We start from the raw sequence: 17,182 nt of genomic DNA, 5'->3' as shown, positions 1-17,182 counted from the left end.
GCAGCAGTTCAAAGAATGCTCTATTACCTAATCAGGATTATCAACCATTTTAAGAGTTGTTCCTGGATGACCTTCTTGACCTCCAGGGTTCTTTTCGCTCTTTTTACGGAGACTCTTGGGATTAGGTTTTCCTTTGACAAAAAAATCAGTAGAAGGAGGTTTACTGCTGTTTCTGCTATTTTGATTTAAGCGAGATTCTAAAACTTGCAATTTTTCACTAAGCTGTTTTATTTGAGATTCAAGACTCTCAATGTAAGTTGCAATAACTTCAGGGTTTGAAGTACACAGAGCAAGAATCTCTTCACGTTTCATCAAAGATAGAAATAACTCATTGTAAATCCAATTTTTCCTCGAAAAGAGGAAAAATTGTGTAGCCCTAAAAAGGCTACCTGAATAGTAACGAAATATGTATCAAATCAGACTTTCCGCAGATGTCCTTTCAATTTTCATAATTTTTCCTGCTATCGTTTTCTCTGAAAATCATCCTTGTTACTCAAAAGTGTGCTTTTGAAATTTTCCCAAATTTTCGACCTTTTGCCTTCATTGAAAACTTCCAGCAACTATTTTCTTAGTTTTCAGTTGAGATGATAAATGCAAATTTTAGGATAATTGTTCCAAAAACGATAGCAGGAAAAATGTTATTTTTTTGAAGACATCTGCGGAAAGTGAGTCAAATGGAAAAAACACAAGCAAAAGACAAATTAATAATTTAAATTACTCTGTTCTTAATAAAGCTAAATATATTAATCAATTATCTGGAATAGTTCTATAATAGGAGTAAATCTTTTTGAATTTTGACTTTTGTTTGTTATCCATAAGTTTACATGCTTATTCTAAGATTTTTTGCAACGGAACCTAAAAAAGCCTGTGCTAATTTATTCATGCACAGGCTTTTCTTTCAACTGTTAGGCAATGATGTATTTTTACCAGGTCCTGGAGGATCCTCCGCCGCCACCATAACCTGAAAGACCATCAATTATTTGTTTAGCATCATAAGGGTAGTATTTTCTTAGCTCTTTTTCAGCTGCTTTTAGTTTTGAACTTGCTTTTATATGATTCAATAGAGCAGCAGCACTTAATACCAATTTCACTTTTGGACTTACATTGACTTGATATGCAAGTTTATTAAGTAAAACCATGTCATCAATAGCCTTTTTCACCGTATATTTTCTATCTTCTTTTGAAGAAATTGACCTATAATCTTCAACTGCCCGTAGGGCTATATCCTGAATAGTTCCTCCTCTTGAAATAGAATCACTAAGAGAACTCCACCAGAAAACTTCTTCTACAGCATTGTTATACTTATTTACTAAGGATTCCAACGAAGGCTTTGCAGCCACAATGTTTATTGGTGTTAAAAGCAACAATATAACAGTTAGTAAAGTTACAACCTTTCTCATCAAAACACCTCCATTTAAATATTAAGCAAATTATAACATTTTAGGGATATCGTGTCTATATATTATAAATGTTGTTAATTATTATAGGTCATCCATCGTTATATGATTGGTATTTTGAAGCACTTAAATGTTAGAAGATGGTTCCGTTGCAAAAAAATTATGATAGGAATTTACTGAAATAATAGAAATGTAGGAGTATATGTTATGCCAGTAAATTCCTTTAAATGGAAGCACTTTGCAGGTGAAATGGCTCCATTGCAAAAATCTAGTTTTGCAGGATGCTTCGATATACAAACATTTATACAAGACGTTCGTAATTTACCTATGCGAATGCGAATCAAAATACTACATAACGAGCCTATCCTGAAACTCAAAACTTGATTTTTGAATTTTGTATTCAGAACAGTCAGTTGAATTACTAATCACTAAAATAAAACTCATAATTATCTAGAAGCAAATAGGTTTGGGGAAAGGCTCAATAGTTAAAAATTATGCTACAACACTATTTACTCTAAAACTGTAGCCATGTTCTTGATTTAGGGGCTAAATCTCAGGGCTGACAAATAATATATTACTCAAAAATAGCTGGAGTATTTTTCTAGATACAAACCGGTTCATAAGAAACAAATAACTACTAAAAAGCAAATAAATCTCACAAATCGCAATAAATTCACAGAGCTTTGTAACACTATATATTATATTCTCAAAAATTACTTGAATTTGATTACTCTCAATAATTTACTCTACAAAATCATCTCTAAATTCGAAAATTCTCCTTCTTATCAGACTACTTCTTGTTTACTCGCCGTTAAAAATCACTAACGTCTAAGACTTGCTATGTGTTTAGGTTCATAATCATTCCAGAGACTATGGAATGAAAACCCCTCAAAATAGCTATAAACGTTATCATGGGACATTATACTTTTGTACCATGAATTTTTTCCTATCGATGACCCTAACTTTGACAGCAAAAAAAGGTAAGAAAAATATAGATAAAACAAAAGAGAATTATAAAAGAAGAATCCCCTAAAACTGCACACAAAGAATGAACAGATAACACAGCTTAATGAAGTCACACAAAAACAAGCTGTACATATTCAGAGCTTAATTCAAGAAAACAGCAAGTTAAATATGAAACTTTTAGCAGAAGTCACCGAGAGGAAACAATGGTGGAAATTTTGGTGACATCGAGGAAAGAACTTGATAAAGCAGATTAGGCTAAAGAGAACCTTAAATTCATATTTAACAGTTATATGCTGTAGGTCTAAACGCTCATTAATCAGAAAGTAATTATACTTCCTTGGTTATAAGAAAACAGAATACATCTTAAGTTAAAAGATAATAGAATAAAAGGTTAAACCAGTTTTTTATTATATATATTACCTTTTATTTCTTAAATTGCGTTTATATATTAACCATTGTATTAATTGCATTTGTATATGAACCATGGTGTTTGTAAATTGGGTGGAGATTTTAATGAAAGTTATAACGAAAGGGAATAAAAAAGAGTGTGTTATCGATCCAGAAGAGAGGGACCTCATAATTACTGCAAATAAAGAATTAGATATGTTAGATCCGTCAAAAAGAGAATTAATTAAATCAATTATAGATTATAAATTGAGTAGTTCTTTAAATGTGTTAGGTCCAGATCCACTTTTTAAATCAGTACTTGGGAATAGTCTTAAAGCATTATTATCTAATCAATCTGCAACTTTTTTACTCATTATTCTTCAACACTATGACAATCTTAACATTGTACTAAATAAATTAGATGAAGAGAAACTGATTACAAAAAAGACCTATGATTTTGTTTTTGAGCTGTCTGCTAAGTACGGATCTACACTTGAAGATATTATAAGATTTAAAGAAGATCCATGCCATTGGGCAAGTTATTCTATTTCACCCATTGTTATATCAAAAGAAAACATACAACTTCAATTACGTGTTCATAAAATGGATCATCAAATAATACAATTTAATTTCGACTTGGAAGATAGTATAAGGTTATCGTCATCGTTTTTAGAAGAAGCTATTGAAACAATTGAATTAATCGATAAAGAATTGATTTTGTCTTTTGATCTGAAAAAAATAGAACAATTAGAAAAGTTAACTGCTAAAATGAAAGATCTTTTCAACTCCGTGGAGTCAGATAGTAAGCAACCTGAAACATCTTTAGTGGAATCTGCACCTAAAAATGATAATTAGGTGAATTAAAATGTCTGGTTTTGGAGATACTAGTGGCGTCACTAGTGAGAAAGGATATAATTATCAAAAGCTCGTAGCTGTTTATTATTTAATCGCTAATGGTGTTAGTGAAATTGAATATGAAGTTGATGGAGAAGATATTTCTATAATTAATGAAGGCCCTGATAGAAATAGTATAGAGTACATTCAAGTAAAACAGCTGAGCACTGGATCATTTAGCTTGGGGAAGTTTAGGGCCGATGTATTTCCACAGTTATGGAACGCTTACATTACTGCTTTAGAAAAACATAGTGATAAAGCTATTCTTAGCACTTTAGTAACTAATGTTTCATGGGATAATTCTCTAAGGCGTTTTTACCAAAATTGTAATTCTCTCCATGAACAGGGGATTTCATTTACTCAATTTGAAGGCTCTTTGAAGTTTTGCGAGCGAGATTACAAGAAAATGAAAAATGGAAGAGAAAGAGAAGAGTTAAATAGATTCTTTTGGGGATTTAATATTCAGCATAGTTTTACTTTGGAGCAGATACAATCTAAAATTGTGGAATCAATGAATAAATCCAATGTGCGTGAGCCACGGACGGAACTAGCAAAAATCATGCAATTTTTTTCAGAGAAACAACAAGGAAGAATAACAAGAAGACAGATAGAACAATTAATAGGAAAGGATTTAAAGCCAATTGTAAATAATGAGGAAAATACCTCATATTCCAAACCAGAGATTCATAAAAGTTTATTAGATCTAGAGACCATAAAGACTAAGTACGGGGTCAAAGAAGATTATTCTGATAAAGATGATTTGATTAGAAATATGGTTTCACCAGTGAGAAAAGCATCTAAACGTTTTATTTATCATATAGATAGCTTAAAAGGGATATCTGATTTCCCCTTAGAAGAAATTGATGAAGCATGTGATATAATTTCAAGCGATTTGAATAGGGTACAAGTAACAGCTAGCAAGATCGCAGAATTAAAAAATGATTTATGGTTACATGAGACAAATTATAAACATGCAATCGTTTCTATGCAACAGACAGCGGCAAAATTTGGGATAGAACTGGGGGATGTAGAAAATGAAAGCTGAGATTGATGTCCTTTTGCGTGATCCATGTAAAAAGATCGATCTTGCCTTAATTGAAAGTTCACTGGAACGTAGTAATTTGTATAATATTATTCATAAGGTGTCTGGTAATTATTTATTGCTTTCAGATAATTTCAATAATTACAAGATAAGAGTTCATGAAGATGGTAGAATATATGTAAGGAAAGATTACGGATCTGAAAAAGAATGCTTTGATGAAAATCTGGTAAGAGAACTGATTAATGGATTGAAAAAATTTTTGTATACTACTAAGTTTCTTAGCAATTTCACATTACAAAATGAGATTAATTTTAGTTTTTCTGGCAAGAAAGCTTATGGCTATTTTTGGAAGAAATATAGTGAGTTAAACTCTATTGGTGAAGAGTACTTTAGTGATCACAATTTAAGGACGTATACATCAGACAGTGAGTCTATATACATTAAATTAGAACCAGTTAGTCCTATTTCTGAACATGCTTGTGTTAATTTGTTTTGTATTTAATTCCACTCACTTATTAATAAGTATCAATATTTTCGAATTATGAAGGGTGGTGAAATAATTAAAGATTTGTACAAGATCACCAGTGCTCTGAATATTACCTATTTTTGATTCTTTCATAGCAGAGTCAATTGATTTTCTCTATTGATATTTTTTTATTTTATCTTTGACTTTTTTACTCTTTTATTTTTGTGCGTTTCTTCTTACTATGCTTTTCTAAACTCAATTATTTTATATCATATAGGAATATGCAACATATCAGAGATTACCGTATAATTAACGCAAAAAAACATAGAGAAACACATAAGTAGGAAGGAAAGCACGCGAAAGCGGCGCGATTTGACAGCACACGATTCATAGCAGACCATTAGACAATTTTATCACAGTTGGCCAGCATATATCACAGCATGACACCAGTAAACGCCACATCGGAAGGCTTTGCACACTTTATAACAAACTACTTTGAATTCGTACTCACACGGGTCCTGATCGTGGTATTGGCATATCTGCTAATTGCACATCACTTCGGTTGGCCGCCGTTTAAGAAATCCCATTAACGATCAGGCGGGTCTTTCCCTTCGCGCTGACTGTATAGTGGTAGTATAGTGGTAGTATAGTGGGACTATATGGAAAAAGCAGTGCCGTAAATTTGCAGTAAATTCAAAGTCAGATTTTTGTGTACTATAGGTAATGAATCTCAAGATATGGAATTTTCTACTCAATGACTTTTTGAGATTTGTGATTTTTCAGAATGATTATTCTAGAAGATTATTCTAGAAGGTTATTCTAGAAGATTATTCTAGAAGGTTATTCTAGAAGATTATTCTAATAAAATGTTAAGCATCTTCTGCGTATTATTTAGAAAAGATTTCATAACTTGATAATGTTCTGTTTCCTCATAACCTATTTGTTCAAATCCGTCTTTAATTTGGTAGATCACGGCCTGGGGGTATGCCATTATTATCGGTGAATGCGTCGCAATAATAAGCTGGGACCCTTCTGTTACTAACTCGTGCATTCTGGTAAGCATAGACATTTGCCGTGACGGTGATAACGCTGCTTCAGGCTCGTCTAATATATAGATACCCTCACCAGTAAATCTATTTAAAAATACTGAGAAGAACGCTTCTCCATGGGATTGTTCGTGTAACGAACGGCCACCATAAGAATTGATTATTTCCAAATCATCAACATTTGAAGCAAAGTTGTAAAAACTTTCCGCCCTTAAGAAAAAACCAGTACGAGGTTTTTTAATACCTTTAACAACTTTTATATAATTATTTAAATTAGAATGCGTTGCTCTAGATGTAAAATTAAAATTCTTTGTTCCGCCTTCTGCATTAAACCCATATGCAACAGCTATTGATTCTAAAATTGTAGATTTCCCGGAACCATTTTCTCCAATAATAAACGTGACTTTAGGATGAAATGATAGTGAGTGTAGCTCTCTTATCGCAGACAAATTAAACGGGTATTCGGAAAACGAGGGTACTTTTTCTCGATCCAGTTTTATAGACCTTATGTATTGTTCTAATTCACTAGATTTCATTGATTCGTCTCCATGAAAAATAAGTCTACGAAGCCATTCTTGAGTAATTAACGATACTATATCTTGCCACTGCGTTTGGGTTCATGTAACAAAAATATGGGCATGAGGCTTCTTAGATTTAAGGCAATAACCAGGGCTTTAGATAGTTCATATTTTAATAAAACTTATTAAGTCTAATGAGAAGGTTCTCCTTCAAGGACTAATAAAACCTTAAAACAAGATAAGAGTTATGATTTTGCCATTGATCATACAGACTATCCATCCTTATTAGAGAAAAGATAGAGTTATTTAATGAGAAATATATAATAAATTGAAAGCAATATGTAATAAGTAGAATAGCGTCTATCAAATGAAAAGAATGTGTAATTAATGGAAACTAATGTGTAATTAATGGAAACTAATGTGTAATTAATGGAAAGAAATGTGTAATAGTGGAAATCTATATAATAAGTAAAAAATATGAATAAGTAAGCATGATGAAAAATCAGCAAGTCCTTTTACCTATATATCTTCCACTACATATTAAAAAATAAAAGGTTTGCCGTCTTTGTTCTTCCATTAGATGAGAATAAAACAAAGGTTGAACATCTCTCATTTTCTCGATTGTATCAACGACTGAGTTTCAACTCCCCACTTTTATTTTTAGAGTAATATGTTCAATTATTTTTCCTCCTTCATAGTGTTCTTAATAGTTTTAATCATCTCCTCAAACTCACCATCATCAGGCATATGTTTTGCAAATTCGACCAGGCTGGATAATTGTAAGTATCTGTCGAATTTCTCATATTCTACACCTTTACTTTTCAGGTAATTTATCAATTCGGAGTTTGTAACTTCTCTCTTTAATCCGTGTTTATAGCTCAGATACAACCGCAAGGCCTGTGCAGCAGTTCCATAAGCTTCCTTGAACTGCTTTTCTTCATATAGCGATATTGATTTTTCTATAAGTTTTTCTGCTTCTTTCCTGAAGTCAAAATTTTCTTGCTGAAGTTGTATCTTTTCCTCAACTAACGTTTTCTGCTCTTTTTTACCTGAATATTTGTTGTACACCAGATAAGCAAGGGCAAGCAATATCAGAATTCCTATAAGATAGATAGGATAAAGGTTCCTTTCCTGCTCTCTTACAAGTTCGACATGATCAACGCTGCCGTTTACAAATCCGGCGTTTATCTGTGCTGTTTCATTGTTGGCATTTTCATATTGTATATGAAGAGCCGTAGTGTTGTTCTCCCGTGAAAACGTTGAATCGACTTCGTTAAAACCATCATCCTGCAACTGCTTCAGATACTTCTGGAAGTCCTTATTCTGAGAAAGCAAGTCTATCATTTTTTGCCTGTCTTCTGCCGTATCCGTCTGCAGACTCTTCATTGTACCATTATTCATTTCTCCCTGAATGCTTGCCTTATCACCATTTTGTTTATCATAGCTTGCCGTAAAGGTTCCTGTATTATTTGATGAAGGGTTAGCATTCATAGACGTCAAATTGTATCCCAGATTAGATAATTCCCGGTTTGCCTTCTGGAAGTCCTGAGAAGCTGCAATTTGCTGCTGGAACTGCTGCTGCGTTTCTTGCTGTTGTTGTACCTGTTTTTGCATCTGCTCTTTTAGTGCTGAAGTATCCTGATCCGGTTGACTGTTTTGTGCAGCCTGCTGGGGGGTTTGCGCTGAAGATTGCTGATTGGCCATCTGTTGCATCATTTGCTGCATTTGCTGTTCTTGTTGTGCCATTTGCTGTTCTTGTTGTGCAAACGGGTCCGTTGTTTGCTGTGTGGGGGATGCTTCCTGTGAAGAGCTCTGCATCGGATTGGCCTGATTTTGTTTATCGGATTTATTTTCAACAAAATGTATGGCAATGTCGCCAAGATTGACAACTTTGCTTCCATTATCATCGTAATTGAAATTGAGTGACACATTCAAAGTTTCAGGTTTATCGCTGCTCCCGAACCCAAGGTTAACCGTGGAATTGCCTTTGTTTACCTGAAGGCTCGTTGATTTGGAGTTGGAACTTGAAAAGTGAACCGATCCGCTGTTAATTTCCTGTGTGATTGTGTATCCCAGGATGCCGTTTATATCATTATTACCTGAATTAGAAATATTGAGAGGAATATAGGCTTGTTCTCCGATCAGGAAATAATAATCTTTTTGAGGAATTGAAAATGTTATATTCCCTTCGGCATAAGCTACAGGTGCCAGTAGCAAGAAAAGTGAAAAAATGGCAATGGATTTTCTTATCATTGCAGTATCCTTCCTTTTCCGTATCTATAATATATCTGGATAAGTAATGCCAGAAGCGCTGCAAAGAAGAACCAGTCTTTGATGTTTGTTTCTTCTTTTTCTCTTTTTATGTTCTCGCTAATGTCTTTGTAAATTTCATCCAGTGTTTTGTCATCGACAGATTTGAAATACTTTCCTCCGGTATCATTTGCAATGGCCTGCAGTGTAGCTTCATCAAGTTCTGCATACTGAGGGTTCCCAAACCAGTCGTATCCAAGTAACACATTATTGTTTGAACCCATACCGATAGTGTAGACCTGAATGTTGTTAGCTTTCGCATACCGGATCGCTTCGTCAGGGCTAATATAACCTGCATTACTCACACCGTCACTTAACAATATGATTACTTTTTTCTTGTTTGGAATGGAAGAAGCCATGTCAATCCCAAGGCTAAGCCCATCCCCTATAGCAGTGCTGCCTTCTTTTGGTGCAATATTGCGAAGTTTTTCAATTACTTTATCTTTATCAGGACTCAAATAAGCTGCAGTGGTAGCTCCGGACTCAAAAGTAACAATTCCCGCATAATCCTTACTTTTAAGAGAATTAATCAGTATTTCAGCCGAGGATTTCGCTGCTTCCAGCCTTGATGGAGTGTAATCCTGGGCCTGCATACTTCCTGAAACATCCATTACCAGTACAACATTTACTCCTTCTTTGGTTTGTTCCAGAGGGATATGAGGGTTTGCAAAACCTATTATCATCAAGCCGATGGCCACCAGCGACAGATAAAAAAGATGTACATCTCTTTTTGACTTTTTAGTGTCACCTAATGCAGATTTGATAAAGGCGAGGTTACTGAATTTTATCGCTTCATTCTTTTTCCGTATCCTGGCCTTTTTATGAAAATAATAAATAAGCGGAATTATCAGCAAGAATGTAAGAATATAAGGAGAGTCAAAACCTGTCATGATTTTATCTCCTTACTTTTCTGGTCCTGAAAAATTTCTTAAGTGCGATTTCATATGGTTCATCCGTAAAAAGGTCAACCTTGTCGATCTTCATTTTCCTGAATAGTTTCTGTAAGGATTCGTTATGTTCCATGACAAGTTCTGCATAGCGCATCCTGAAATCTTCGTTGGAAGTATCTACCAGAAGTTGCTCACCGGTTTCCTCGTCTTCCAGTTCGATAAAACCAACGTCAGGGAGTTCATGTTCACGTCTGTCAGTTACTCTTAATGCTACGATATCATGTCTGTTTTTCATCACTTTAAGAGGCTTTGAAAAGTCATCAGAACAAAAATCCGAGATTACAAAAACGATACTTCTTCTTTTGAGCAGCATGGCAATGGCTTCCATACTGTTCATGATGTCTGTCCTTTTTGCAACAGGTTCGTAAGAAATCAACGTGCTGAGCAATTTAAGAACATGTTTCCTGCCTTTTCTGGCCGGAATGTACTTTTCAATCCCTTCGGTAAAAATGAAAAGCCCGACGTTATCGTTATTTTCCATGGCTGCAAACATCAAGCTTGCTGCTATATCTATTGCTTTTTGCTTTTTTGTGATATTACTTCCGAAACTTCCGGAAGCCGACATATCCATAGCAAAATATACACGCAGGTCTCTTTCTTCAACAAACTCTTTAATAAAAGGACGATTGAACCTTGCAGTAACCTTCCAGTCAATTGCACGGACATCGTCACCTGCCCTGTATTCTCTGATCTCGGAAAAATCGATACCCTGACCCTTGAACACAGAATGATAATTTCCAGTGATCAGTCCCTCTACCTGTTGTTTTGTGCTGATCTCTATACGCTTTACTTGCTGAATAACTTCTTTTGCACGCTGCATATAGCACACAATCCGATGTGATTTGTAAACTATGTGATTAGTAAACTATGTGATTTGTAAACTATGTGATTTATAAACTATGTGATTTGTAAACTATGTGATTCGCAGACTATGTGATTTGTAGACTTTTTCACTAGCGGAAAATTTGTGTATTAGTCTTTCTTCACTGGTGAAAATTTTGATTTTGTCACTCTTTGGTCGCTCAGGGCACCTTTACTTTATTTAGTATCTGTGCAATTATCCGGTCGCTGGTAACATCTTCAACTTCCGCCTCGTAGTTAAGAAGTATACGATGCCGGAGCACATTGTATGCAACAGCTTTTACGTCTTCAGGGATCACATATCCTCTTCCGTCAAGCATTGCATGTGCTTTTGCAGCAAGGATAAGCCATAAGGATGCACGTGGAGATGCTCCGTATTCTATGTATCCTTCAGCGTCAACACCATAAGCCTGCGGATGTCTCGTTGCATCCACAACCTGTGCCACATAGTCTTTGATCTTTCTGTCAGCGTATATCAGGGGATTGAAATCCTGAACTTCAATAATTTGTCCGGATGTTAATATCTTCGATATATGAAGCTGTATACCCTGAGTAAACCTCTCAATGATCTCAATTTCATCATCCTTTGTGGGATAATCAATAAGAAGTTTGAACATGAACCTGTCTACCTGTGCTTCAGGCAGCTTATAGGTACCTTCTGATTCTATAGGATTCTGTGTTGCCATTACAAGGAAAGGACGCTCGAGTTTGAAGGTTTCTCCCTGTATACTTACCTGTCTTTCCTGCATCGCTTCCAAAAGTGCTGACTGGACCTTTGGAGGAGCACGGTTTATCTCGTCGGCAAGGATAAAGTTAGCAAAAATCGGGCCTTTAAGTGTAAAAAAGGAAGCTTCATTGTGGTTGTAGATTTTGGTACCTGTTATATCTGCAGGCAGCAGGTCAGGTGTGAATTGAAGTCTCACAAACTCACAGTCAAGGCATTCTGCCATTGTCCTGGCCATGAGAGTCTTTGCAAGTCCAGGAACCCCTTCAAGCAGAATATGACCCTGAGAGATCAATGCTATAAGCATATTGTCAATAATGTCGTCCTGTCCGATTATCGTGTTTTTGATTTCAACTCTTAGTTTTGAAATCTGCTCGGAATAGTAGCTCGCTCTTTCATTGAGCTTCTGAATGTTTTCGTCCATTTACCCACCTGCGGTGAAGAATAGTAATAGCAAAGCGTACAGTTCAGAAAGTTAGTGAATCAGTGAATTTTAGTGAATTTAGTAAATCTCAGTGAACCTTAGTGAATCTTAGGAATCTCAGTGAACCGTTTAAACCAACTACAAATAGCTTTTTGCGCTGTTAGTGCACCTTTTGGTTTTTTTGAAAATCTAATACTCTATTCAGTGTTTTGAGTTCTTTTGCCCAGGCTATCCTGCAAAGTGCGGGACACTTCGGACATAAAATATATTTTTCAAATTAATAAAGTTTGGTTAGTTGGTAACGAATATATACGAAATGTTAAATTAGAAAGTCAAAAAAATTTTGGTACAACAGTCGAATTACACATATTTATGAATTATTTTGACATACGAGACACCCTAATGTTTATGTATATTTATTATAAAATGTCCAAATTCCTCATAAAGTGTAATAAGCAATTATCGTTTTTATTATATGTATGAAGTATAAAAATCTTTTATGAAAAACTTTTGTGAAAAGCTTTTATAATTTTATGATGAAGTATCATATGGAAAATTAATAAGACAGATTTTGACAGGACAGATTTTGACAGGATATATTCCGATAAGACAGATTTCGATAAGGCAGATTTCGATAAGGCAGATTTCGATAAGGCAGATTTCGATAAGACAGATTTTGTAGGATAGATTTAAATTGGGAAATGAAACCACTCACTTGAATTCTTCTCCTGCGAGCCTGCAGGAAAGCAAAATTCTTAAGGCCCGAGCCAGCTTTCTTTTCGATAGGGAGACACTTAAACTTGTATTAACAGTTGGTATTATATTTGCAGTTGGTATTTTCGCAGAAACGGCCTCTACACTTCTATGGATACATGTTCCGGAAGGCCCTTTTTTAATTTTATTAATTGTATTTTTATTTTCAGGCCTTATCTGGTTACTTATTCCTCTTTCCATATTATTTTATAATTATCCCTGTACCGTTGAAGTAATGTCTAAAAAAATAATAATCAAGAAACCCATGCGTAATCCCTTTGTGATCGAAAAAACAGATATCATGGAGATTTCAATAACAGAGAGTAAAATTCATTCTCTACGCTGGGTGGTCCGTTTAACGTATATTATTTTGTTAGTATTTTTCCTTAAAGATACGGTAACGAAAGCTTTACAAGATCTGCAAAAAGAATTTCCATACTATATTGTACTCAACCTGTTTCTGATGAATTCTATTTTAGTAGCATTTTTAATTGCGCAGCTTTATAAATTCGAGCTTATGGCACCTTACCAGCAGATGATTAGCGTTACTACGTACTCAAATCTGAAACTTAGGTTCTTCACTGATGACCCTGAAGAGCTTACAGGTCTGCTTAAAATATAAACTCAACAGGAAAAATTTAGAAATCAAATAACACTTCCTAAAGCCCGCATGCTGCAAAGCAGCAATTATCGGGCGGTCGCTGGCAAAAAAGAAGCAAAAACAGAGAAGCAAAAGTTATGGATATCAAAGTTCCTATTGACTTAAAAAATATTGGGCCTGAGGACATTAGAAATTTTCGTTTTCCATTAAAGATCTCAGAATTCCATAGCTTCTATATCAGTTATACCCGGCGATTTTTTTCTTATCCATAAGACGTCGTGTTCACAATGGAGTAACGAGTTATAACATACTTCCGAATGCAGATGAGTAGTCACTATATGTGATTAATTTTTTTGGCTCTTCGCTGTTTTATGTTGGTTGAAAATAATTGCTCAGTTAGAAAGTAACTAGGCCAAAAGGAGAAACATCAAGCTTGAATTTGATTTTCAACAACGACTGTTTTTAATATATAAATTATGTGACTTCAACATTTGGGAACTAAATGTGAATTACCCACTCGAAATAGTGAAGAGCCATTTTTTTGAGCTTATTAGCTAATCGAAATATTGAAAATATACATTAAGATGTGGTTTTTTCTCTAAAAATGTGAATTTTGGAGTTGAATTATAAAACTGGTACTAATGAGATTCAAATTGTCAAATCTTTTTTCTCTTTAACATATCCCATTATATAAACTCATGAAAGAAAACAAAAACAAAAGTTTTTGTAAAATCTCAGTTACTATTTATGAGGTGTAAGAGGATGCAGACTGATTTATTAAGTGAAGAAATTGACAAATACCCGGTTCTAGTTTTTTCCAAACAAGTAAATGATGCTCTAATTACAGAGGACAAAAAGGATAGAATAATAGATGCAAAGAAAATATCTAAAGTTATTGATTCATTATTAAGTTTTGGGAAAATCAAAAAATTAGAAGAAATAAGATTGAAATCAAATTGTTTAAACTGGATATATTCAATTCTTAACAATTATCCAACAATAGACACAAGAGATGTCAAAGAAATATTAAACGATTTTAGCGATGATATGAACACAAGAATGAGAACTGAAGAAAAATACGCTATTTGTATAATCACTTCAAATCGCGTTCTATTAGCTCATAGTGTTTTTGGTGAAGAAACTATAACTCCGAATTGGGAAGTTATTGATAGGATGCTTGACAAAGATAACGTGTTAAGATTTGTCTGTTTTGAGAGAGAAGGAACAGAAGTTCGTGTAAAGTACTATGAAGAGAATGCTTCTGTATTCTTTGCAAATTGGTTGGGACTAAGTGAAAAAGAAGCTTTCGAGTACTTAGGAGGTGTAAACAAATTTTGTGGTGAAATTAATGGAACTTCCTTTGCGCTTGAATTTAGCGATGAAGATTTTGAAAGTAAGTTCATTAAAAGTAAGGTATTTAAAATTGAAGACAATCAATTGATTTTACCTTCCCCGATAAATAACATTCCTTTATCAATAATAAGAGTTGGCAAAAAGCCTTACAAAAGCTTCGAAGATTTTCTTCAAGATTTCTATGCTAAAAGGTATAATTTAAGCCACTACAAAGAAGAATATAATAAAATTAAGAGCCATTCCATCTTACCTCTTATTACAAAAATTATTGATGATGAATATGATCTTGCAAGTTTAGATCAGCAATATAGCTTGTCTAAACATAATCCTCATTTTCAAATAATATTTTGCAACAAAGACATAGAAATTAGACCATCTTTTTTGTTGAAAATAAGATCGAAGTTAACAAACAGTGAAGTAATTAGAATTTATCATCCAGGTGTAGAATTTAGTCCAAAACCAGTTAAAATTAAAAATATGGAAATTTATAATAAGTTAAATCAAAAAGTTTCGAATATTATTTTAAATTTTTATCATAGTTTGGAAATTAAGGACTCTTTCGATAGTATCCTACTTTATACAGCAATAAAAATGCTTTCTATGGAAAATACAAACAAAGATATTTGTAATTTCTTAGATATGTTAGCAAATTCTACTTTAATAAGTGACTCGTTTTATTCTAAATTCGTAAACTCTGAGAACGATGTTTTCGAATTGAAAGGGCGTGAATTTATTACTGGAAAAGATCAAAGAATTTTACAAAACCTGACAGACGATATTTCTAAAAAAATTAGATACTCAAAGATTAAGCTGTACCTACTTGGTGTTGATGAAAAAAGTAAAGAGTTTGAGCCGATTCCAATTTCTAAGTTTAGTGATGATAGAATGTACAATTTGGAAAAAAAATTAAAAGAGAATCATAAAGATTTAGATTTAAAGTTTATTAAAGTCCCCTCAAAAGATAATAAAAGATGTATCATAATATTAATTGTCAGCGAAAGAAAAGATGAGTAATCTAAAACACAAAAGGACAATTGGTTGAATCAGTTCGTAATTAATTCAATACTGTCACATACTTAGGATAAAGGACGAAATCAAAAATCATAAGATCGACCCTTTAAAACGACGGAAAAGACTATAGATCTGACATTATCGAACAATAAAATCAAATAGTTCAGTTTATTATTAAGAAAATAAGATTTGTATTATGAATAATTCTAGTTTTGTTAGCAGTTTAATTGCTCCTTTATCAGAACATATTATAATCCCTATTATTGTAAGTGTGATATCAGCTGTTATTGTTTTATACCTTTTTCAAGAAAGAAATGAGACTAAAAAAATAAGAAATAAAGTAAAGTTTGTTATTTCTCAAGCTGAGTTTTATTATTTCTCTAATCAATTTAAGAAAGCAATAACAGAATGTGAAAGTGTAATTGGTGAACTTAAACACAAAAAATACTCATATGAGTATATCAAGATTCAAGGAGTTTTGGGGTCCTCTTATATGGCACTAGCCAGCTTTGAGAATACTGAAGTAAATGCAAAGAACGCAGTCTATGCATTTAAGGAAATATTGGACGCTATGGATTTAAGTAAGGATTCTGAAACATATGCTAAGGCACTAAATGATATTGGAAATGCATATTATGTTCTAGCTGATATTAGAGATGCAGAAGATAATATTAATAATGCAATCTATTTTTACGAAAAATCATTGAAATTCAGAACTTTTGAGAAAGATCCTTTTGATTATGCGAAAACAATGCATAATCTCGGGACAACATATCTTAAGCTATCAGAAACTCATGATAGTATCGTAAATTTAGAGAAGGCCATCAATACTTTCAACAAAACTTTAGATATTGTAACCATTAATAGTCACCCTATTTTGTACGCTAAAACTCAGAACAAAATCGGAGAGGTTTATTATAATTGGGGTAAATTTCAAGGCAATTTAGAATACATTGAAAAAAGTATAAAGGCTCTCAACGAAGCATTAAAGGTTAGAAAAATAGAGACCTCACCAACTGATTATGCAAAAACTCAAATTAATCTTTGTAATGCATATGGGTTTCTATCTGAAATAGTAAGTGAACGGAGATATGAAAATCTAAAACAGAGCTTATATCATGGTATGGAAGCTTTGAAAATTTATACAATAGAAAATTACTCATTGGATTATGCAGCTGTTCAAATTGATCTAGGCGTAACTTATTGTCAACTGGCTGAGTTTGAGGAACCGAAAATGAACATAATCAATTCTATTGCTTGTTCTCAGGAAGCCCTAAAAATATATTCAGTCCTTACTCATCCTCTCGATTATGCGATGATCCAACATAATATAGGCTCTGCTTATATTTTTTTATCTAATCTTGAAAATAAGGAAAAAAATACTAAAAATGCTATAAATGCCTTTAATGAATCATTAAAAATTAGATAATCCATTTTTATCCGATTGATGTTTTAAAACACCTGAATGTTAGCATTTCC

13 protein-coding genes and 1 pseudogene are annotated in these 17,182 nt (G+C 33.5%); 7 read left to right on the top strand and 7 right to left on the bottom strand.

The features are described from left to right. Positions 1-30: 30 nt before the first annotated feature. Positions 31-315, bottom strand: a pseudogene (locus ASJ81_RS00980) (DUF6444 domain-containing protein); the annotation flags it as partial. 608 nt (positions 316-923) lie between these two features. Continuing rightward, complete coding sequence (locus tag ASJ81_RS00975) at positions 924-1,400, bottom strand: hypothetical protein (protein ID WP_095642835.1); 477 nt, start codon at positions 1,398-1,400, stop codon at positions 924-926. Positions 1,401-2,876: 1,476 nt separating this feature from the next. Between ASJ81_RS00975 and ASJ81_RS00970 the strand changes: the two genes are divergently transcribed. Genes ASJ81_RS00970 through ASJ81_RS00960 form a run of 3 tightly spaced genes read left to right on the top strand, consistent with a single transcriptional unit; the run spans position 2,877 to position 5,188 of the window. After that, positions 2,877-3,605, top strand: a complete 729-nt coding sequence (locus ASJ81_RS00970; protein ID WP_095642834.1) for a hypothetical protein — start codon at positions 2,877-2,879, stop codon at positions 3,603-3,605. A 10-nt stretch (positions 3,606-3,615) separates the two neighbouring features. Beyond that, positions 3,616-4,689, top strand: coding sequence for a dsDNA nuclease domain-containing protein (locus tag ASJ81_RS00965; RefSeq protein ID WP_095642833.1), 1,074 nt, complete (start codon positions 3,616-3,618; stop codon positions 4,687-4,689). Next, on the top strand, positions 4,679-5,188 hold the full coding sequence (locus ASJ81_RS00960; protein WP_095642832.1) for a hypothetical protein: 510 nt from the start codon (positions 4,679-4,681) through the stop codon (positions 5,186-5,188). Before ASJ81_RS00965 ends, ASJ81_RS00960 begins: the two co-directional genes overlap by 11 nt. 817 nt (positions 5,189-6,005) lie before the next feature. Here ASJ81_RS00960 and ASJ81_RS00955 read toward each other — a convergent pair. The 5 genes from ASJ81_RS00955 to ASJ81_RS00935 all read right to left on the bottom strand — a co-directional run bounded on the left by ASJ81_RS00955 (position 6,006) and on the right by ASJ81_RS00935 (position 11,985). Further along, a complete protein-coding gene (locus tag ASJ81_RS00955; protein ID WP_095642831.1) occupies positions 6,006-6,734 on the bottom strand; it encodes an AAA family ATPase in 729 nt (242 codons plus the stop codon). A 660-nt stretch (positions 6,735-7,394) separates the two neighbouring features. Beyond that, a complete protein-coding gene (locus tag ASJ81_RS00950; protein WP_095642830.1) occupies positions 7,395-8,969 on the bottom strand; it encodes a hypothetical protein in 1,575 nt (524 codons plus the stop codon). Beyond that, positions 8,966-9,916 carry a vWA domain-containing protein gene (locus ASJ81_RS00945; RefSeq protein ID WP_095642829.1) on the bottom strand — a complete coding sequence of 317 codons (951 nt, stop codon included), beginning with the start codon at positions 9,914-9,916 and terminating at the stop codon, positions 8,966-8,968. Before ASJ81_RS00945 ends, ASJ81_RS00950 begins: the two co-directional genes overlap by 4 nt. 4 nt (positions 9,917-9,920) lie before the next feature. Further along, positions 9,921-10,796 carry a DUF58 domain-containing protein gene (locus ASJ81_RS00940; protein WP_095642828.1) on the bottom strand — a complete coding sequence of 292 codons (876 nt, stop codon included), beginning with the start codon at positions 10,794-10,796 and terminating at the stop codon, positions 9,921-9,923. Positions 10,797-10,998: 202 nt separating this feature from the next. After that, on the bottom strand, positions 10,999-11,985 hold the full coding sequence (locus tag ASJ81_RS00935; RefSeq protein WP_095642827.1) for an AAA family ATPase: 987 nt from the start codon (positions 11,983-11,985) through the stop codon (positions 10,999-11,001). A 543-nt stretch (positions 11,986-12,528) separates the two neighbouring features. On the opposite strand from ASJ81_RS00935, the gene ASJ81_RS24520 reads away from it, so the two are divergent. From ASJ81_RS24520 to ASJ81_RS00915, 4 genes are all read left to right on the top strand, one after another. After that, complete coding sequence (locus tag ASJ81_RS24520) at positions 12,529-12,672, top strand: pentapeptide repeat-containing protein (protein ID WP_095642836.1); 144 nt, start codon at positions 12,529-12,531, stop codon at positions 12,670-12,672. A gap of 7 nt (positions 12,673-12,679) precedes the next feature. Next, a complete protein-coding gene (locus tag ASJ81_RS24735) occupies positions 12,680-13,360 on the top strand; it encodes a DUF1673 family protein (RefSeq protein ID WP_095642826.1) in 681 nt (226 codons plus the stop codon). A 741-nt stretch (positions 13,361-14,101) separates the two neighbouring features. Continuing rightward, entirely contained in the window at positions 14,102-15,706 is a 1,605-nt protein-coding gene (locus ASJ81_RS00920; protein WP_095642825.1) for a hypothetical protein, read from the top strand. Positions 15,707-15,899: 193 nt separating this feature from the next. Then, complete coding sequence (locus ASJ81_RS00915) at positions 15,900-17,132, top strand: tetratricopeptide repeat protein (protein WP_095642824.1); 1,233 nt, start codon at positions 15,900-15,902, stop codon at positions 17,130-17,132. Positions 17,133-17,182 lie beyond the last annotated feature (50 nt).

This window comes from Methanosarcina spelaei (assembly GCF_002287235.1).
GTDB lineage: Archaea > Halobacteriota > Methanosarcinia > Methanosarcinales > Methanosarcinaceae > Methanosarcina > Methanosarcina spelaei.
The sequence above is the reverse complement of the archived record's forward strand: the minus strand, read 5'-3'. Positions and strand labels throughout refer to the sequence as shown.